This is a genomic window from Micromonospora cathayae, assembly GCF_028993575.1.
Taxonomy (GTDB): domain Bacteria; phylum Actinomycetota; class Actinomycetes; order Mycobacteriales; family Micromonosporaceae; genus Micromonospora; species Micromonospora cathayae.
Genome location: NZ_CP118615.1, coordinates 1199367 through 1216919 on the forward strand (window position 1 = coordinate 1199367; position 17553 = coordinate 1216919).

The window sequence follows — 17553 nt, forward strand, 5'->3', positions numbered from 1 at the left end:
GACCTTCCCGGTACGCCCTCAGCGTTCCCGGCGTCGGAGTGCGGAGGGTCAGGTGCGTGTTCGGATCCGGTAAGGATCGGCGGGCAGCAGCACGGTGAACGCCGCCCCGCCCTCCGGGGCGTGCCCGGCGGTGATCGTCCCGCCGAGGCGACGGACCAGGCCGGCGGCCAGGGCCAGCCCCAGCCCGCTACCGACCTTGCGGATCCCCCGGTAGCGCTGGTGCAGGGCCCCCCGTTCGAACGCCACCGCCAGGTCGTCGTCGGTGAAGCCCGGTCCGCCGTCACGGACCTCGATCACCCCGCCGGCCGCCGGTGCCGGTCCGGAGACGGGACCGGCACCCTGGGCGGACCCGGGGCCGCCGACCCCCCGTTCGTGCCCGGGGCCGCCGACGCCCGGGGCCGGCCCGGGTCCGGCCGGCCGGACCGCGAGCACCACCGGCGCGCCCGGCGGCACCACCCGCAGCGCGTTCTCCAGCAGGCCGTCCACCACCTGCCGAATCCGTCCCGGGTCGGTGTACGCCGGCACCGGATGGTCCGGCACCTCGACCCGGAACGCCAGGCCCACCCCGGCGCAGCGGGCCGTCCAGGTGGGGGCCGCCTCGGTGGCGAGCCGGGCCAGGTCCACCGGTACCGGGTCGAGCGCGAAGTCGGCGGCCTCCAGCCGGGCCAGCGCCAACAGGTCGCTGACCAGCCGGTCCAGATGTTCCGCCTCACCGAGCATGGTCCGCCCGGCCTGTTCGGCCTCGGCCGGGCCGAGCACGCCGTCCGCCAACGCCTCCGCGTACCCCCGCACGGCGGTCAACGGGGTACGCAGCTCGTGCGAGACCGACAGCAGGAACTCCCGCTGCCGTCCCTCGCTGGTGGCGAGCGCGGCGGCCAGCCCGTTCAGCGCGTACGCCAACTCGGCGACCTCGTCGGGCGGCTCGACCGGCAGGCGTACCGCCCGGTCCCCGGCGCTGAGCCGGGCGGCGGCGGTGGCCGCCTGCCGGATCGGTCGGGCCAACCGGCGGGCGAGCAGCGAGCCGGCGACCACCCCGGCGGCGAGGCCGGCGAGCAGCGGCAGCCAGATGCTCGGCAGCACCTGCCGCCACAGCCCGGTGCTGCGCTTGCGGGTGAGCACCACGCCGTTGCCCTCGGTCAGCGCCCGCCCCTCGACCAGCGCCGGTCGCCCGGAGACGAGCCGCCGGCCGGAGATGTTGCGACCGTTGGCGACCCGCTCCACCACCTGGGGTGGCAGGCCGGGCCGGTCCACCCGGCCGTCCCGGATCAGGTACGCGTCGATCTCCTGGTTGGCGAGCAGCCGGAGCAGCCGGTCCTCGTCGGCGGGCCGGCCCCGGTTGAGCCGGAACCGCAGCACCTCGGCGGTCAGCCGGGCCTGCGCGGCGAGCGCGTCCTGCGCCTGCCGTTCCGCGTTGCGTATCGCCAGGGGGACCGCGACGACCGCGGTGACCAGCACCGACACCAGGGCCACCGCACAGGTGACCAGGATCGCGCGGGCGGTCAGGGTACGCCCGAGCCGGGGCCGACGCGGGGGCGTCGGACGGGCACCGAGCAGCGGCAGCGCCACCGTCGGCTGGGCTGCGGCGGACCGGGGTGGTGGCGGGGGTCGGCCGCCGGGGTGCTCAGCCATCGGCGGCGTACCCGACGCCCCGGTGGGTACGGATCACGCTGGCGTCCCCCAGCTTGGCCCGTACCTGCGCCACGTGCACGTCGACCGTGCGGGTGCCGGCGTGCGCCGCGTAGCCCCAGACCCCGGCGAGCAGTTCCTCCCTGGTGTAGACCCGCCCGGGACGGGCCATCAGATGGGCGAGCAGGTCGAACTCGGTGGAGGTGAGCTGGACCGGTGACCCGGCGACGGTGACCGTCCGCCGGGCCGGGTCGAGGACGACCGCACCGACCTGGCGGGGCCGGTCCGCGCCGTCCGGCGTACCGGCGGCCCGACGCAGCACCGTGCGGACCCGGGCGACCAGTTCCCGTGGACTGAACGGCTTGGTCACGTAGTCGTCGGCGCCCAACTCCAGGCCGAGGATCCGGTCCACCTCGTCGTCCCGGGCGGTGAGGAAGATGACCGGCGTCCAGTCGCCGGCCTCGCGCAGCCGCCGGCAGATCTCGGTGCCGGCCAGGCCGGGCAGGGTGATGTCCAGCACACAGGCCACCGGCCGGAGCCGGCGGGCGGCGGCCAACCCGGCCTGGCCGTCCCGCTCCACGTGTACGCCGAACCCGTCCCGGGCCAGGTAGAGCCGGACCAGGTCGGCGATGGCGGTCTCGTCCTCGACCACGAGGACGAGACCACGGTGCGCTACGTCGACGCTCACCGACCCATGATTCCTGACCGGTCGGCACGGACGGCGGGTTGCCGTGTTCGGATTCGGTAAGGACGCCGGAGGGCCGGGCGACCGGTGCAGCCGCCGGCCCGGGGTGGCCCGGTCAGCCGGACAGGGCGGGCCGCCGACCGGCACCCGACGCCCCCGGCACGGGACCCGACCGTCCCGGCCCGGCACCCGCCGTCCCTGGCACCGCGCCCGACCGACCCGGCACGGCGGCCGACATCCCCGGCACGGCGCCCGCCGTACGCGGCAACCGCAGCCGGGACCGGAAGGCATGGTCGAGCAGGGTGTCGAGCTGCCACACCTGCGTCGGGTCGTCCGTCCGGATCAGGAAGCGTTCCCGTACCCCGTCGATCGCGGTGGCGGACAGCTCCAGCCGCTGCCGTCGCGGGTCGGGATTCCAGGCGACGTTGCCGAGGTGCCGCAGTTCGGTGTTCAGGTAGAGGTGCAGCCGGTGCAGCAGCGGGCTCTGCCGGGTGACGACCAGCCGCTGGTACGTCATCAGCAGCAGGTAGTCCCCGGACACCGGACGGTCCGGACGGGTACAGCGGGTGACCAGGATCGTCGCGTCGTCCGGGCGCACGCAGCGGCGGAACACGGGCAGGTGTCGGCTGGCGGTCTGGACGGCCAGCCCGGTCTCGGCGGCGGCGGGCAGGAACGTTCGGGAGAAGACGTCCATACGCACTCAACGACGCACCGGCCGGCGCGGAACTTCCACCGACCCACCGGCGCACCACCTGTCCGGCGGCACCAAGCCGACGCCGCCTGTCCGGCACCTCCTGTCCGGGGGTGGCAGGGCAGGGCCACCCTTGCCGGCGGCACCAAGCCGACGCCGCCTGTCCCCGGGGGCGGCGGACCGTGACGGGACGGCGGTCAGAGCGGGTTCGGCGTGAACAACTCACCGAGCCAGCCGGGCACCGCCGCCGCGTACTCCTGCCGGTCCGCCGGCTCCGCGGTCCGCAGGGCCCGCCGCCAGGACAGCGCACGGGTGACCTTGGCGAGGTGGAACGCCAGGTCGAGCGACTCCAGCAGCGTCGGGCGGTCGTGCCGGGCCGACCAGGGTTCCAGGTACGCGTCCCGCAGCCGGGCCAGCGCCGGATCACCCACGGGCAGGTCGAACCCGTACGCGACCGAGCGGAGCGTCACCAGCAGGGTGCCGAACGGGTGACTGACCGAGGCGTCCCCCCAGTCGAAGATGCGGCACCCGTCGGCTCCGGCGAAGACGTTGCCGTCGTGCAGGTCGTCGTGCTGGAGGGCGGCGGGGACGGCCAGTTCGTCCAGCCGGCGGCACCGGTCCGTGAACTCCGGCAGCAGCCCACGCAGCCGGTCGTAGGCGTCCGGGGTGAGGCCGTCCGGCTGGTCGAACAGCAGCCACTCCCGGTCGTCGAGCAGCCCGGCGAACTGCTCCGGCAGGGCAGCCGGCCGGTGGTCCGGTACGCCGAGCGTGAGCAGCTCGTCCACCCGGTCGACGGTGGCGAGTTGCAGCTCGGCGTACACCGGGAGGATCCGTTCCCAGAGCATCGGGTCGCGCTGCCGGTCGAGCACGTCACGCAGGGTCTCCCCGCCGTCCGGCAGCAGCGTCCAGCCCCGTCGGGTGTCGCCCGCCACCGGGTCGGGCACCCGTCCGGGGGCGATCCGGGCGAGCGCACGGACCAGACCCGCTTCGTACGCCGTGTCGGCGCTGTTCGCCTTGAACCAGTACGTGCCGCCGTCGGTGGGGACGCGCCACACCGTCGACCAGGGGCGTACCCGGGGTTCGACCGGACCGGTGACCCGACGGCCGTGTCTGGCCAGTTCGTCGGTCAGCCAGTCCCGGGCCTGCCCGGTCCAGCTCTGATCGGAGACGGCGCACCGCCCCGGGGCGGCGTCGGCGACAGGGTGACCCGGGCCGGCGTCGGCGACGGTGTCGACGGTGGGCTGCCCGGCGGCGGTCGGGGGCGGGGAGGTGGTCACGGGCGGCAGACTAGGCGCTGCCACCCGGCCTCGGCCACGGGTTTCCGGTCCGCACCGGCCACCGTCTCCCCGCCCGCACCGGCCACGGCCTCCTACAGCAGCTCGACGATGGTGGCGTTGGCCATGCCGCCGCCCTCGCACATGGTCTGCAGGCCGTACCGGATGCCGTTGTCCCGCATGTGCTGGAGCATCGTGGTCATGATCCGGGCCCCGGACGCGCCGAGCGGGTGCCCGAGGGCGATCGCCCCGCCGCGCGGGTTCAGCCGCTCCGGGTCCGCCTCCGTCTCGGCCAGCCAGGCCAGCGGTACCGGGGCGAACGCCTCGTTCACCTCGTACACCCCGATCTCCTCGATGCCCAGCCCGGCGCGGCGCAGCGCCTTCGCGGTGGCCGGGATCGGGGCGGTGAGCATGGTGACTGGGTCGTCGGCGGCGACGACGGCGGTGTGCACCCGGGCCAGCGGGCGCAGGCCGTGCCGCCTGGCCCACTCGGCGGTGGTGACGGCGAGCGCCGCCGCGCCGTCGGAGATCTGCGACGCGGAGCCGGCGGTGACCACGCCGTCGGCGCGGAACGGGGTCTTCAGCTCGCCGAGTTTCGCCAGCGAGGTGTCCCGGCGGATGCCCTCGTCGGCGGCGAGCTTGCCGCCGTCGGCCAGCGCGACCGGGGCCAGTTCGGGGTCGAACGCCCCGGCGTCCTGCGCGGCGGCTGCCTTCTCGTGGCTGGCCAGGGCGTACTCGTCGAGCTGGGTACGGGAGAAGTGCCAGCGTTCGGCGATCAGCTCCGCGCCGACGCCCTGGTTGAACGGCAGCGGCTCGTCCTCGGCGAACCCGCGGACGCCCCGGTACCGGTCCCGGACCTGGTCGCTGAAGGGCAGGCCACCGGCGACGCTGGAGCCCATCGGCACCCGGGTCATCGACTCGACGCCCCCGGCGACCACCAGGTCGGCCTGCCCGGAGAGGACGGTGGCGGCGGCGAAGTGCAGCGCCTGCTGGCTGGAGCCGCACTGCCGGTCGAGCGTGGTGCCGGGGACGGACTCCGGCCAGCCGGCGGCGAGTACGGCGTTGCGGGCGATGTTCCACGACTGCTCGCCGACCTGGGAGACGCAGCCCCAGATCACGTCGTCGACCTGCGCCGGGTCGATGCCGGTGCGCTCGGCGAGGGCCCGCAGCACGTGCGCCGAGAGGTCGACCGGGTGCACCCCGGCCAGGCTGCCCTTGCGTCGCCCGACCGGGGTCCGCACCGCGCCGACGATAACCGCGTCACTCATGTCTACTCCCCGGTAACCTTGAGGTCCCTCGATCCTACGTCCTCGGCACGGCATCCTGGACGGATGAGTACCGAACCCTCCGTGTCCACCGTCCGGCAGTGGCGGGTGCCGGTGAAACTGCCGGTGGTGAAGCTGGCCGGGGCGCTGCTCCTGGTGGCGCTCGGGCTGCTGTTCGCCGAGGGTGACCCGGTCCAGCTCGTGCTGGCCGGGCTGGGCGCGGCCGGGTTGACCGGCTGGGCGTTACGTGACCTGCTGGCCCCGGTCCGGCTCGCGGTCGACCCGCAGGGCGTGACCGTGGTCACCGGCTTCGCGGGTCGGCGTCGACTCGACTGGTCCGCCGTCGAGTCGGTCCGGATGGACGACCGGCCCCGCTTCGGGGTTCGCAGCCAGTTCCTGGAGATCGACGCGGGCGAGTCGTTGTACCTGCTCACCCGGCACGACCTCGGCACCGATCCGGCCGAGGTGGCCGAGTTCCTCCGGGCTCACCGACCGGACTGACCGGCCAGGCCCACCGGGGTCGAGCTGGCCGGGTGGGCGGCCCGGCCACAGCCCCCGGACCAGCCCGCCCCGCGTCAACCCGCCGGGAGGACAGCCCGGCGGAAGCCCGCCCCGCGTCAACCTGCCGGAAGGACGGCCCGGCGGGAGTACAGCCTGACGGCAGCCGCCGGTCAGCCGCCGAGGAATGCGGCCCAGCCTCCGAGGAGGGTGGCGGTGCGGACGAGGACCAACCCGAGCAGGGCGACCACGATGACCGCTCCGCCGGCGAACTGGAAGACCGAGCGACGCATCCGGGGGGCGTAGGCCAGGACCAGGGCCATCAGCGCCCCGGCGACCAGCCCGCCCAGGTGGCCGGCGATGGAGATGCCCGGTACGGCGAAGGTGAAGACCAGGTTGATCACCAGGATCGGCACCACGGCCGAGGTGTCCCGACCCAGCCTGCGCATGATCACGAAGAGCGCGGCGAACAGGCCGAAGATGGCGGTCGAGGCACCGGCGGTGGCCGAGTTGGGCGCGCTGAACAGGTACGCCGCGACGTTCCCGCCGAAGCCGGCGATCAGATAGAGCGCCAGGAACCGCAGCGGACCGAGGGCCGCCTCCAGCGACCGGCCGAGCACCCACAGCGCCCACATGTTCAGCAGCAGGTGCACCACGCCGTAGTGCAGGAACATGGCGGTGAGCAGGCGGTACCACTCGCCCTCGGCGACCCCGTGCACGGCCCCGTCGGGGAACAGCGCCCGGCCCAGCACCGCGCCCCACTCGGTCAGCGGGGTGCTGCCGCCCATCAGACCGCCGAAGCCGGAACCGCCGGCGGCCGAGTCGCCGCCCCGGTCCGAGGCGATGGAGAGCAGCATCATGATCACGTTCAGGCCGAGCAGGGCCTTGGTCACGTAGCCCTCGCGGCCGGCGACACCGCCACCGAAGGCGGTACGCGCCGGACGCACCGAACGCCGACCCTCGTCCACGCACTCCGGGCACTGGTGCCCGACGGATGCGTCCCGCATGCACTCGGGGCAGATCGGACGGTCACAGCGGGTGCACCGGACGTACGTCTCCCGGCCGGGGTGCCGGTAGCAGACCGGGGTGGTGGGCGGGGACTCGCTCACGGCCTCGGCCTCCCGTCCACGCACGCGGGGCGCTCAGTCATGCGAGCAAAGGTACCTCGCGCGCGGGCCTGTACCCGGGACACGCGGACCCGGACCCGGCAGCGGCGACCGCCGGGCCGGGGCGGGGCGTTCGATGCCCCGGGAACGGCGGGCCGGTGAGCCGGGAGCAGCGGTCACCCGGCCCGGGAGTGGCGACCGCCGGGGCGCGGCGGTCCGGGTGGCCCGGGAGCAGCCGCCCCCGGGCCGGTGACCGGGAAGCTCAGGCCGGGGAGCGCTCGATCTGCACCCGCTCGATGACCACGTCCGACAGCGGCCGGTCGCTCGGGCCGGTCGGGGTGTTGGCGATCGAGTCGACGACCTTCGCCGAGTCCTCGTCCGCGACCTGACCGAAGATGGTGTGCCGGTTGTTCAGGTGCGGCGTCGGGCCGACGGTGATGAAGAACTGCGAGCCGTTGGTGCCCGGCCCGGCGTTCGCCATCGCCAGCAGGTACGGCCGGTCGAAGCGCAGGTCCGGGTGGAACTCGTCGGCGAACTGGAAGCCCGGCCCGCCCCGCCCGGTGCCGGTCGGGTCACCCATCTGGACCATGAAGCCGCTGATCACGCGGTGCGAGATGGTGCCGTCGTAGTACGGCCCGCTGCCCGGCTGGCCGGTGCGCGGGTCCTTGTACTCCTTGGTGCCCTCGGCCAACTCCACGAAGTTGCGGACGGTCTTCGGAGCGTGGTCGGGGAAGAGCTCCAGCCGGATCGGGCCATGGTTGGTGTGCAGGGTGGCGTAGACAGCCTCGGCCACGGGTACTCCTCACTTGTCGGTCAGTTCCATGCGGATCCTCCCATGTGCCCGATCTGGCAGTGCGGAGGCATCCGAAGGTGGAGGATGACGAAGGAACAACTCCCAGGAGGTGGGACCGTGTTTGGAATCGGGCGGCGTAAGACCCAGGGGCAGCTGGCCAGGGTCGAACTCGACCGGGGCGTCAATCACCTGATGCAGGCGGCCACGTACGCGTCCCGGGGGGTCGGCCAGACGGTCAGCCCGCGGGTGCGGGCGGCCCGGGGCGCGGTGGCACCGACCGCCGTGCTGGTCCGGGACCGGACCGCCCAGGGGTGGGGTTCGACGGTCGCCACGCTCGCCCCGCTGGCCGTGGCTGCCCGGGGTCGCGCGGCCCAGGCCGGCACGGTGGCGAAGAAGGCGAAGGCGAAGAACATGCGAATGGTCAAGCAGCAGAAGAAGAAGGCCCGTCGGGGCGGGGGCATGATGACCGGCCTGCTCGCCGCCGGCGCGGTGGCCGGGGTGGCCGGTGCGATCGCGATGCGGCGGCGTCGGGACCGGCAGGAGTGGGCCGAGTACCAGCCCGCCCGCACCGAGCCGCGCAGCCTGGAGCCGATGCACGACGAGGTGGAGACCATCGAGGTCCGGACCCCGGCCGCCCCGAAGCCGGAGACCGCGGGTGCGGCGAAGGCCGGCGGCCCGACGGGTGCCGGCAGCTCGGCCGTGGCGAAGGGCGGCAGCGCCTCCACCACGGCCCCGAGCCCCCAGCCGGTGATCCACCCGAACGACAAGGTCCCCTCGGTGGCCGAGGGTGCCCGCGACGTAACCGGGCGGCCGGCCGACGACATCAGCGCGGCGATGGGGAACACCACCAGCGGCGGCACCGGCCGCCGCTGAGCCTCTGGGAACAGCGCCGGGTCGGGAGCAGCGCCGGCGAGGCGGGGGTACGCCTCCGCACCGCCGGCGCGCCGCACCACCACCCGGCCCGAAGGCTCCGCGCCGACCGTTGCGGTGCGGAAGGCTCACCGGTGGGGAAGGCTCAGAGCCAGCCGTTGCGGCGGAACCAGCGGTACAGCGCCAGCGAGATCGCCAGCATCAGGGCGAGTACCACCGGATAGCCGTACGTCATCTTCAGTTCCGGCATGTTCTCGAAGTTCATGCCGTAGATGCCGGCGATCGCGGTCCACACCGCGGCGATGGCGGCCCAGGCGGCGATCTTGCGCATGTCGTTGTTCTGGTCGACGGTGACCTGCGCCAGCCGGGCCTGGAGAATCGAGTTCAGCAGGTCGTCGTACGAGTTGACCTGCTCGACGGTCCGGCTGAGGTGGTCCTGCACGTCCCGGAAGTAGCGCCGGATCTCCTTCGGCACGTCCCGGTTGACCTGGGCGGTGAGCGTCATCAGCGGACGCTGCAACGGGACCACCGCCCGCTTGAACTCGACCAGTTCCCGCTTCATCTGGTAGATCCGCTGGATCCGGCCGTGGCTCTGCCGGTCGAAGACCTCCGCCTCCAGCACGTCCAGGTCGTCCTCGACCTGGTCGGCGACCTCCAGGTAGAGGTCCACCACCCGGTCGGTGACCGCGTACGCCACCGCCCACGGGCCGTGCAGCAGCAGGTCGCGGGTGTTCTCCAGGTCGGCCCGGACGGGCGCGAGCCGGCAGGCGTCCCCGTGCCGGACGCTGATCACGAAGTCCGGGCCGATGAAGAGCATCACCTGACCGGTCTCCACCACCTCGGAGGTCTCGGTCAGTTCGGTGTGCTCGCAGTACCGGGCGGTGCGCAGCACCAGGAAGCTGACCTCGCCGAACTGCTCCAGCTTGGGGCGCTGCTGGGCCTTGACGGCGTCCTCGACGGCGAGTTCGTGCAGGCCGTAGGTGGCTGCGATGGCGGTCATCTCGGCCAGTCCCGGCTCGTGCAGGCCGAGCCAGACGAACGCGTCGGGTTGCCGGCGGGCGGCGGCGAGCGCGTCGGCGTGATGCCAGTCGCCGGGCTGCCGGACGCCCTCGACGTAGAGGGCGCAGTCCACCACGGAGTTGCGGTCCGGGCCGCTGGCGGCCGGAGGACGGTGGCTGTCCTCGGTGTTGAGGATGCGGCTCATCGCCCGGACCGGTGCCGTCCAGGCCCGGGGGCGGAGCACCCGGCCGGTGCCGAGGGGTGTGTTCCGGCTCCGATCGGTCCGGTCAGACATGACGGCGCCCTCCTCCCACCCACGGCTGGTGCGGCTTGCAGGGTACGCCGCCTACCGCCGGTCGGACCGGGCGCGCGGACCGGCACGTCCGGCCCGGGTGGCGTCGGGTGGACCGGACCGCGTCGAAGGGGGTGAGGTGCGACCCGGCCCACCCGACGCCGTGGGGGCGGGGGATGGTGCTCGCGGCACCGTCGACGTACCGGGACGACCGGGCCCACCAGGGCCTACGACGTGAACGGTGCTCGCTGCATTGTGGGCCGTCGGCCGGCCCGGGTGCAGTCCCGGGCCGGCTGACGCAGGGTTGACTGTCGGAAAGTTGACAGAACCTAGCCGCGTACCGCCTGGACCGCCTCGGCCAGTCGACGGACGCCCTCGTCGATCCGGTCGGCGGTGACCGCCGAGAAGGCCAGCCGCAGCGCGTGCCGACCGCCGTCGAGCAGGAAGTCGCTGCCCTTCACCACGGCCACGCCCCGCTCGGCGGCGGCCGGGGCGAGCCGGTCCACGTCCACGTCCTCCGGCAGTTCCACCCAGAGGAAGTAGCCACCGTCCGGCTCGACGAAGCGGGCCTCGGGAATGTGCCGGCGCAGCGACTCGCCCAGCACCCGGGCCCGCTCGCCCAGCGCGGTCCGCACGGTCTCGATCGACCGCTCGATGTCGCCCGAGACACAGAACTGGTGCACGATCGCCTCGGACACCATGCCCGGCGAGATGTACAGGTTCGTGGCCTTCTTCGCGATGTCGGCGATCAGGTCCGCCGGACCCACCAGGTAACCGACCCGGACCCCCGGGCAGACCGTCTTGGTGAAGCTGGAGGCGTGCACCACCACGCCCCGGGTGTCCAGCGACAGCATCGACGGCAGCGGCTCGCCCCGGAACCGGATGTCGGCGTACGGGTCGTCCTCGAAGATGGTGAAGCCGTACTCGGCGGCCAGGTCGAGCAGCTCACGCCGCTTCTCCAGGGAGAGCGTCACGCCGGCCGGGTTCTGGTAGTTCGGGATGACGTGGGCCAGTCGGGGGCGTACCCCGGACTCCAGCAGCTTGCGCAGCTCGGCGGTGTCCAGGCCGTCCGGCTGGATGGTGACCGCGTGCAGCTCGCTGCCCTGCCGCTGGAGGTTCAGCAGCGTCCGGTCGTAGGTGGGTCGTTCCACCACGACGGCGTCGCCGGGGCGGACCAGGTGGTCGAAGAGGAACGCGTCGGCCTGGAGCGAACCGTTGGTGACCAGGACCTGCTCCGGCTGCACCCCGTGCTTGTCGGCGATCCACTTCCGGAGGGGCGGGTAACCGACGGAGGTGCCGTACGCCGTCACTCCGGCGGGGTCGGCGTCGAAGGCACGGACGGCGGCGGCCTTGAGCCCCTCGACATCGACGATGTCCAGCGAGGGAGCGCCACGGGCGAAGGAGATCAGCTGCTCGGCGGTCATGGCTACTGAGCGTACGGGCGGCTGGCGGCTGCTCGCCGACGGCACGGCGATGTCCGCATCCTGAGCCACCGGACCGGGTGACCCGGGACCGGGGGACGACGGTTCAGGCGGCGAGTGGGGTGTCGACGGGGGCCGGTTCGGGCCGCCAGCCCAGGTCGGCCAGGAGGAGTCCCTGGTCGAAGTAGGAGCGCCAGGAGGCGATCAGCCCGTGCCGGGCCCGGACCACGTCCACCACGTCCCAGCTCACCGTCCGGCCGGTCGGGGCGACCGTACCCAGCGAGGTGTGCAGCGCGCCGGTGTGCGTACCGGTCATCCGCTGCTCCACCACCACCCCGCCGGCGGTGTCGACCAGCCCGGTCAGCTCGGGCCGCAGGTCGGGGAAGGCCCCCATCCAGGCCCGCAGCAGCGCGGGCAGCTCGATCGGCCGGACCGTCAGGCCCGGCATGGAGTAGAAGGCGTCGTCCGCGTACAGCTCGGGCAGCCGGGCGAGGTCCCGCTGGCGGAGCATCGCGTACTGCTGTTCGACGAGTTCCCTGGCGCTGCGCATGGTGACCTCCCGGCGACGCGGCACCGGCCCGCGTCCGCCACCTATCTCTACCCGTCGATCGGCCGCCCACACCCGCCCGGTTGCGCGGGGAGTCCTGGCGGTCGCCGGGACGGTGATCGCTCGCTAGGGTCAAGGCGTGTCCACCGAGCCTCTACGCTGCGCAGGCGCACTGATCGTCGACGACGCCGGCCGTATCTTCTTCCAGCGCCGGTCCCCGCAACGACGACTTTTCCCCAACACCTGGGACATCGCGGGCGGCCATCTGGAACCGGGTGAGGAGGTCGAGGACGCGCTGCGCCGCGAGGTGGCCGAGGAGACCGGCTGGACCGTCTCGCACGTGCTCGCCGTGGTCGGCGAGTACCGCTACACCGGCGACGACGGGCTGGAACGGGTGGAGACCGACTTCCTGGTCCGGGTCGACGGTGACCTCGACCGGCCCCGGCTGGAACCGGGCAAGCACACCGAGTTCCGCTGGCTGGCCGAGCCGGACATCGACGTCCTCGACGAGCACCGCGACGTCAACGACGGCCTGATCCGGCGGATCGCGGAGGACGCGTTCGCCGCCCTACGTTCGATCGGCCGGTGAGCGACGGGGTAGAGCTGCCGCCGCACCAGTTCGCGGGGCTGGTCGCCCCGGCGGTGGACCGGATCTTCGTCGCCGGCATGCTCGCCGGCCGCGACGGCGGTGGTGCCGAGCTGGCCCAGCGGTACGGCGGCCAGGCCGCCACCGCTTTCCTGGTGGAGTTCCGGACCCGGCTGGCCGCACCCGGTGGCACGGTCGACGCGGCCGGTTTCGCGGCGGTGAACCGCTACCGCGATCCCGCCGTCTGCAAACGGGCCATGGACAAGCAGGTGGCCCACGGGATGATCCACCGACGCGCCGACGGGGCGTTCTCCGCCACCGAACGCGGGTCCGCCTTCCTCGCCGAGATCTACCAGGTGCACGCCGAGGTCACCGAGGAACTCTGGGCCGGTCACGACGACCGGGTGCTCCGGCTGGTGGAGGCGCTCGGGCGGCTGCTCGCGTACACGCTGGTGACGGTGGACGAGGCCGACGACGGCACCGCCCCCAGCGCGGCGTTCCGGGCGATGGCCCCGCCGTACGAGCCGGACGGCACCCCGCCGGGCGTGCTGCTGCTCAACCGGCTGGGCACCCTGCGCTACCACCGGGCCGACGCGCACGCCGCGGCGTGGACCGCGGCCGGGCACACCGCGACGAGCGTGCAGGCCCTCCCGGACGGGCCGGAGCGGCTGGCGATCGAGCAGGAGACCGACCGGCGGGCGGCCGGCCCGTACACGGTGCTGGCCCCGGACGAGCGGTTGGCCGTCCTCGCCGACCTGGCCGCCCTGCCCGGCTGACAGCTTCCGCCCGCCGGTCGGCCCGCCCGCCGGTTTGCGCTCGGCCCGGCACCCAGTTGCGGTCGGGCCGGCACCCGGTTGCGGTCGGGCCGTCCGGCGTACGCGGCTATCCTCCACCGGGGGACGCCACGTGGTACGAGGGAAGGATGTCGTCAATGATCGGGATGGTGCTCGCGGCCGGCGCGGGGCGGCGGCTGCGCCCGTACACCGACACCCTGCCCAAGGCACTGGTGCCGGTGGACGGGGAGACGACCATCCTCGACATCGCGCTGCGCAACCTCGCCGAGGTCGGGCTGACCGAGGTCGTGATCGTGGTCGGGTACGCCGCTGACGCGGTGGTCGACCGGCAGGCGGCGCTGGAGGAGAAGTACGGCGTCACCATCACCCTCGTGCACAACGACAAGGCCGAGGAGTGGAACAACGCGTACTCGCTGTGGCTGGCCCGGGAGCACTTCGCCCGGGGTGTGCTGCTGGTCAACGGGGACACCGTGCACCCGGTCGGGGTGGAGAAGACCCTCCTCGCCGAACGCGGGCCGGGCATCCTGCTCGCCGTGGACACGATCAAGGCGCTCGCCGACGAGGAGATGAAGACCACCTTCGACGCCGCCGGCCAGCTCACCCGGATCACCAAGCTGATGGACCCGGGCGAGGCGTACGGGGAGTACATCGGCGCGACGCTGATCGAGCCGCAGGTGGCCGACGCGCTCGCCGACGCCCTGGAGGCGACCTGGCGGCGCGACCCGAACCTGTACTACGAGGACGGCTACCAGGAGTTCGCCGACCGGGGTGGTGAGGTGCGGGCGGCCCCGATCGGCGACGTGCCCTGGGTCGAGGTCGACAACCACGACGACCTGGCCCGGGCGCGGGAGATCGCGTGCCGCTACTAGCCCGTACCGTCAACACGCCGCTGGTGATCGAGGTCCGGCGCGGCGCGGTGGCCGACCTGGGTCCGCTGCTGGCCGACCGGCGGATCTCCGCCGGGGGTGACGTGGCGGTGGTGGTCGGCCCCGGCCAGGGCGAGAAGATCGCCAACCTGTGCCAGCCCAGCCTGGGTTCGGCGGACGTGTTCATGGTCACCGGCGGCACCATCGACGCCGCGAACGAGCTGGGTGACCGGCTCCGCTCCGGCCACTACGACGCCGTGGTCGGCATCGGCGGCGGCAAGACCATCGACACCGCCAAGTACGCCGCCACCCGGTACGGCATCCCGATGGTGACCGTGGCGACCAGCCTCGCCAACGACGGCATCGCCTCCCCCACCGCCTCCCTGGACCACGACGGTGGCCGGGGCTCGTACGGGGTGCACATGCCGATCGCGGTCATCGTCGACCTGGACTTCGTGGAGAACGGACCGGACCGGCAGACCCAGGCCGGCATCGGCGACGCGGTCAGCAACATCAGCGCCTGCGCCGACTGGGAGCTGGCCCACCGGGTACGCGACGAGCCGATCGACGGCCTGGCCGTCACGCTGGCCCGGACCGGGGCGGAGGCGCTGGTCAACCACCCGGGGACCATCACCGACGACGGTTTCCTCACCACGCTGGCCGAGGCGCTGATCCTGGGCGGCATCGCCAGCTCGGTGGCCGGTTCTACCCGCCCGGCCAGCGGCGGCGACCACGAGATCTCGCACGCCATCGACCGGCTCTTCCCGGGTACCGCCTCGCACGGCGAGCAGGTCGGGCTGGGGGCGCTGTTCTGCACGTTCCTGCGTGACGAACCGGAGCGCTTCGCCCAGCTCGCCGGCTGCCTGCACCGGCACGGCCTGGCCGTCGACCCGGCCGGGATCGGCCTGACCGACACCCAGTTCGTCGAGGCCGTGCAGTACGCCCCGCGTACCCGGCCGGACCGGTACACCATCCTGGAGCACCTGGCGATGTCGCCTACCGAGACCCGGGAGCGACTGGCAGACTACGCCGGTGCACTCCGCGACCACCTTGACTGAATCGTCCCGTCCCACCCTCGCCGACTTCCACCGGGTGAACCGAGGTGGCGGACTGTTCAGCGAGGCGCTCAGCCAGTGGCTGGGGGCGGCGTTCGCGCTGACCGCCCAGCGGCTCGGTCTGAAACCCACCGTGCTGACCATCACCAACCTGGTGCTCGGGCTGGCCACCTCGGTGACCGTGGTGGCGTCCGCCGACCGGGTCGCCGCCGGGGACGTACCGGCCTGGGTGGTCGGGCTGGTCGCGCTGGTCGGCTGGCAGGTCGCGTACGCCCTGGACTGCGCCGACGGTCAGCTCGCCCGGGTGACCGGGCAGGGCAGTGCGGCCGGGGCGCGGGTGGATGTGCTGTGCGACGTGGCCGCCCAGATCGCCCTGGTCACCGCCCTGGGCACGGTGATGGTGGCGCAGCGCCCGTCGACGCCGGTGTGGCTGGTGGCCGCGTTCGCCGGCACCTGGATGGTCAACCTGGTCACCTCGGTCATGCAGGCCGGCCCGAACGCCGCCAGCATGGTCACCTCCAGCTCCCTGCCGGTACGCCTGGCGAAGCTGGTCCGCGACTACGGCGCGGTGATCTTCGTGGCCGGGTTGGTGCTGACCTTCGTACCGGCGCTGACGTTCTGGGTGGTGGTGGCGTTCACCGTCGTCAACGGCGGCTTCCTGCTCGCCAGCATCGCCTTCTCGGCGCGGGCGTCGCTGCGCTGAGGGCGGCGGGTCGTCGGGCCGCTAGCCCAGGCTCAGGTCGTGCTCTTCGAGGGCGCTCTGGATGATGGCGAGTGCCTTCGGTCCCATGCCGTGCAGCTCGGCCAACTCGGCGCGCGGCACCCCGGCGAGGTCACGCAGGGCCTGGTAGCCGGCGCTGTGCAGGGCCCGCGTCGCCGGTGCACCGATCTTCGGCAGCGTGTCGAGGGATGCAGTCACACCCTGCATCATGTCGCGTCCGGCCGGCGGCCGCACCGTCGGGCCGGTGGCCGACCGGCACGCTCGGGCAACGCGCGACCCTGGGTGCTTGTTCAGTTCTTGTACGCACGTTCGGGAGGCAGCCATGCGCACCGTCACCTACTCGGAAGTCAGGCAGAACCTGGCCAAGATGCTCGACCACGTCGTGGACGATGCCGAAGAGGTCGTGGTCACCCGCTCCGATCGTGAAGCCGCCGTCATCATCTCGCTACGTGAGTACGAGTCGCTGAAGGAAACCGCGTATCTGATGGCCAGCCCCGCCAATGCACGCCGGCTGAACGAGGCCGCCGAAGAGCTGCTCAACGGAGGCGGGGAGACATGACCACGACGAACGGGCCGGACCCCGTGTTGGGGTCCGGCCCGTTCGTGTCTGTCGTGGGTCAGCTGGAGTAGCCGCGGGTGGCGGTCCAGTCGGCCAGGGCCTCGGTGGTCATCCAGTACGACGCCTGGTCCGGGTTCGCCGAGTCGGCGATCTTCACCGTCTCGCCGCCGTCGCGGTAGCCGACCACGCTCAGGTAGTGGCCGCCCTCGAAGGAGTGGCTGACGCCGTCGGTGTCGGTGGCGGTGCCGGCGATGTTGGCGACCACGGCGCGGCCGTCGTCGATGGCCTTGACGATGTCGGCGCGCAGCTTGTCGGTCTGCTTGTCGTCGGCCTTAGGGGTGGAGATCTCGACGGTGCGGTACTTGCCGCCGGTCTCCTTGTTCAGGAAGCGGGTGATGTCGTTGGCCGAGTCGGTGCCGGCCTCGGTGGTGCCCATCTCCTTGGCCACCTGATCCTGGTCGGGGGCCTTGTCCATCGCGGTCAGTGCGTTCCGCGCGGCGGCGGGGCCACAGTAGTAGAAGTTGGGCTGCGCCTCGTAGCGGATGTTCAGCTGCCGCTCGGCGTTGCCGGGGCGCTCGGCGGGAGCGGCGAACGCGGTGGCCGGGGCGGCGATCGCGCCGCCGACGACGGCGGTACCGGCGATGGTGAGGGCGGCCTTACGGATCAGAGCAGTCATGGTGGTGTCTCCTCTGGTCGGGGGTGTGCGGCATCCCGGGGGGCGGGTGGTGCCACGCGGGGGAAAGTCCGGGGGGCCTCGGGACGGTGGGGGTGTGGTGCAGGTCCTGGGCCGTGAGGGTGGTGCAACGACGGCGGGCCGGGGCGCATTCCCGGGGGGTTCCCGGGGGGCCGCCGGTCGGGCGTCGGGCCTGGTGGTGCGCTGGCCGAACCATGTACAACGCCGGGCC

The 17553-nt window shown here is 73.3% G+C and carries 19 protein-coding genes and 1 pseudogene; 8 read left to right on the top strand and 12 right to left on the bottom strand.

Annotated features, from left to right (window positions below; translation table 11 throughout):
- Window positions 1-48: 48 nt before the first annotated feature.
- The 5 genes and pseudogenes from PVK37_RS05515 to PVK37_RS05535 all read right to left on the bottom strand — a co-directional run bounded on the left by PVK37_RS05515 (window position 49) and on the right by PVK37_RS05535 (window position 5544).
- Entirely contained in the window at window positions 49-1629 is a 1581-nt protein-coding gene (locus PVK37_RS05515; protein ID WP_275032651.1) for a histidine kinase dimerization/phospho-acceptor domain-containing protein, read from the bottom strand.
- The gene (locus tag PVK37_RS05520; RefSeq protein WP_275032652.1) at window positions 1622-2314 is read right to left on the bottom strand and encodes a response regulator transcription factor; all 693 of its coding nucleotides are present in this window, start codon (window positions 2312-2314) and stop codon (window positions 1622-1624) included. Before PVK37_RS05520 ends, PVK37_RS05515 begins: the two co-directional genes overlap by 8 nt.
- A gap of 256 nt (window positions 2315-2570) precedes the next feature.
- Window positions 2571-3005, bottom strand: a pseudogene (locus PVK37_RS05525) (hypothetical protein); the annotation flags it as partial.
- A gap of 194 nt (window positions 3006-3199) precedes the next feature.
- Window positions 3200-4279 carry a phosphotransferase family protein gene (locus PVK37_RS05530; protein WP_275032653.1) on the bottom strand — a complete coding sequence of 360 codons (1080 nt, stop codon included), beginning with the start codon at window positions 4277-4279 and terminating at the stop codon, window positions 3200-3202.
- Window positions 4280-4371: 92 nt separating this feature from the next.
- The gene (locus PVK37_RS05535) at window positions 4372-5544 is read right to left on the bottom strand and encodes a thiolase family protein (RefSeq protein ID WP_275032654.1); all 1173 of its coding nucleotides are present in this window, start codon (window positions 5542-5544) and stop codon (window positions 4372-4374) included.
- A 63-nt stretch (window positions 5545-5607) separates the two neighbouring features.
- On the opposite strand from PVK37_RS05535, the gene PVK37_RS05540 reads away from it, so the two are divergent.
- Window positions 5608-6042, top strand: coding sequence for a PH domain-containing protein (locus tag PVK37_RS05540; RefSeq protein WP_275032655.1), 435 nt, complete (start codon window positions 5608-5610; stop codon window positions 6040-6042).
- 170 nt (window positions 6043-6212) lie between these two features.
- Here the strand turns inward: PVK37_RS05540 and PVK37_RS05545 are convergent, their stop codons facing one another.
- On the bottom strand, window positions 6213-7148 hold the full coding sequence (locus tag PVK37_RS05545; protein WP_275032656.1) for a rhomboid family intramembrane serine protease: 936 nt from the start codon (window positions 7146-7148) through the stop codon (window positions 6213-6215).
- Between the two features lie 259 nt (window positions 7149-7407).
- The gene (locus PVK37_RS05550; protein ID WP_275032657.1) at window positions 7408-7938 is read right to left on the bottom strand and encodes a peptidylprolyl isomerase; all 531 of its coding nucleotides are present in this window, start codon (window positions 7936-7938) and stop codon (window positions 7408-7410) included.
- An 84-nt stretch (window positions 7939-8022) separates the two neighbouring features.
- On the opposite strand from PVK37_RS05550, the gene PVK37_RS05555 reads away from it, so the two are divergent.
- Window positions 8023-8811, top strand: coding sequence for a hypothetical protein (locus PVK37_RS05555; protein WP_275032658.1), 789 nt, complete (start codon window positions 8023-8025; stop codon window positions 8809-8811).
- A 142-nt stretch (window positions 8812-8953) separates the two neighbouring features.
- Here PVK37_RS05555 and corA read toward each other — a convergent pair whose 3' ends face one another.
- From corA to PVK37_RS05570, 3 genes are all read right to left on the bottom strand, one after another.
- Window positions 8954-10102 (bottom strand): magnesium/cobalt transporter CorA, encoded by a 1149-nt coding sequence (corA, locus tag PVK37_RS05560; protein ID WP_275032659.1) that lies wholly within the window; start codon window positions 10100-10102, stop codon window positions 8954-8956.
- A 326-nt stretch (window positions 10103-10428) separates the two neighbouring features.
- Window positions 10429-11523, bottom strand: coding sequence for an aminotransferase-like domain-containing protein (locus tag PVK37_RS05565; RefSeq protein ID WP_275032660.1), 1095 nt, complete (start codon window positions 11521-11523; stop codon window positions 10429-10431).
- A gap of 103 nt (window positions 11524-11626) precedes the next feature.
- On the bottom strand, window positions 11627-12070 hold the full coding sequence (locus PVK37_RS05570; RefSeq protein ID WP_275032661.1) for an ester cyclase: 444 nt from the start codon (window positions 12068-12070) through the stop codon (window positions 11627-11629).
- A 136-nt stretch (window positions 12071-12206) separates the two neighbouring features.
- Between PVK37_RS05570 and PVK37_RS05575 the strand changes: the two genes are divergently transcribed.
- From PVK37_RS05575 to PVK37_RS05595, 5 genes are all read left to right on the top strand, one after another.
- Window positions 12207-12656 carry an NUDIX hydrolase gene (locus tag PVK37_RS05575; RefSeq protein ID WP_275032662.1) on the top strand — a complete coding sequence of 150 codons (450 nt, stop codon included), beginning with the start codon at window positions 12207-12209 and terminating at the stop codon, window positions 12654-12656.
- A complete protein-coding gene (locus PVK37_RS05580; protein WP_275032663.1) occupies window positions 12653-13429 on the top strand; it encodes a hypothetical protein in 777 nt (258 codons plus the stop codon). Before PVK37_RS05575 ends, PVK37_RS05580 begins: the two co-directional genes overlap by 4 nt.
- 155 nt (window positions 13430-13584) lie before the next feature.
- Window positions 13585-14316 carry a phosphocholine cytidylyltransferase family protein gene (locus PVK37_RS05585; protein ID WP_275032664.1) on the top strand — a complete coding sequence of 244 codons (732 nt, stop codon included), beginning with the start codon at window positions 13585-13587 and terminating at the stop codon, window positions 14314-14316.
- Complete coding sequence (locus tag PVK37_RS05590) at window positions 14304-15371, top strand: iron-containing alcohol dehydrogenase family protein (protein ID WP_275032665.1); 1068 nt, start codon at window positions 14304-14306, stop codon at window positions 15369-15371. The genes PVK37_RS05585 and PVK37_RS05590 overlap by 13 nt, the downstream gene beginning before the upstream one ends.
- Window positions 15346-16071, top strand: a complete 726-nt coding sequence (locus PVK37_RS05595; protein WP_275032666.1) for a CDP-alcohol phosphatidyltransferase family protein — start codon at window positions 15346-15348, stop codon at window positions 16069-16071. Before PVK37_RS05590 ends, PVK37_RS05595 begins: the two co-directional genes overlap by 26 nt.
- Window positions 16072-16092: 21 nt before the next feature.
- Here the strand turns inward: PVK37_RS05595 and PVK37_RS05600 are convergent, their stop codons facing one another.
- A complete protein-coding gene (locus PVK37_RS05600) occupies window positions 16093-16296 on the bottom strand; it encodes a helix-hairpin-helix domain-containing protein (protein WP_275034973.1) in 204 nt (67 codons plus the stop codon).
- A gap of 115 nt (window positions 16297-16411) precedes the next feature.
- Here PVK37_RS05600 and PVK37_RS05605 point away from each other — a divergent pair, with 115 nt between their 5' ends.
- Window positions 16412-16648 carry a type II toxin-antitoxin system Phd/YefM family antitoxin gene (locus PVK37_RS05605; RefSeq protein ID WP_275032667.1) on the top strand — a complete coding sequence of 79 codons (237 nt, stop codon included), beginning with the start codon at window positions 16412-16414 and terminating at the stop codon, window positions 16646-16648.
- Between the two features lie 58 nt (window positions 16649-16706).
- Here PVK37_RS05605 and PVK37_RS05610 read toward each other — a convergent pair whose 3' ends face one another.
- The gene (locus PVK37_RS05610; protein WP_275032668.1) at window positions 16707-17324 is read right to left on the bottom strand and encodes a C39 family peptidase; all 618 of its coding nucleotides are present in this window, start codon (window positions 17322-17324) and stop codon (window positions 16707-16709) included.
- Between the last annotated feature and the right edge of the window lie 229 nt (window positions 17325-17553).

Bases quoted from the DNA above. Each gene is read 5' to 3' on its own strand.
- PVK37_RS05535 (WP_275032654.1), bottom strand. From the start codon at position 5,544: ATGAGTGACGCGGTTATCGTCGGCGCGGTGCGGACCCCGGTCGGGCGA.
- PVK37_RS05605 (WP_275032667.1), top strand. From the start codon at position 16,412: ATGCGCACCGTCACCTACTCGGAAGTCAGGCAGAACCTGGCCAAGATG.
- PVK37_RS05515 (WP_275032651.1), bottom strand. From the start codon at position 1,629: ATGGCTGAGCACCCCGGCGGCCGACCCCCGCCACCACCCCGGTCCGCC.
- corA (WP_275032659.1), bottom strand. From the start codon at position 10,102: ATGTCTGACCGGACCGATCGGAGCCGGAACACACCCCTCGGCACCGGC.
- PVK37_RS05555 (WP_275032658.1), top strand. From the start codon at position 8,023: ATGACGAAGGAACAACTCCCAGGAGGTGGGACCGTGTTTGGAATCGGG.
- PVK37_RS05540 (WP_275032655.1), top strand. From the start codon at position 5,608: ATGAGTACCGAACCCTCCGTGTCCACCGTCCGGCAGTGGCGGGTGCCG.
- PVK37_RS05600 (WP_275034973.1), bottom strand. From the start codon at position 16,296: ATGCAGGGTGTGACTGCATCCCTCGACACGCTGCCGAAGATCGGTGCA.
- PVK37_RS05570 (WP_275032661.1), bottom strand. From the start codon at position 12,070: ATGCGCAGCGCCAGGGAACTCGTCGAACAGCAGTACGCGATGCTCCGC.
- PVK37_RS05565 (WP_275032660.1), bottom strand. From the start codon at position 11,523: ATGACCGCCGAGCAGCTGATCTCCTTCGCCCGTGGCGCTCCCTCGCTG.
- PVK37_RS05585 (WP_275032664.1), top strand. From the start codon at position 13,585: ATGATCGGGATGGTGCTCGCGGCCGGCGCGGGGCGGCGGCTGCGCCCG.
- PVK37_RS05610 (WP_275032668.1), bottom strand. From the start codon at position 17,324: ATGACTGCTCTGATCCGTAAGGCCGCCCTCACCATCGCCGGTACCGCC.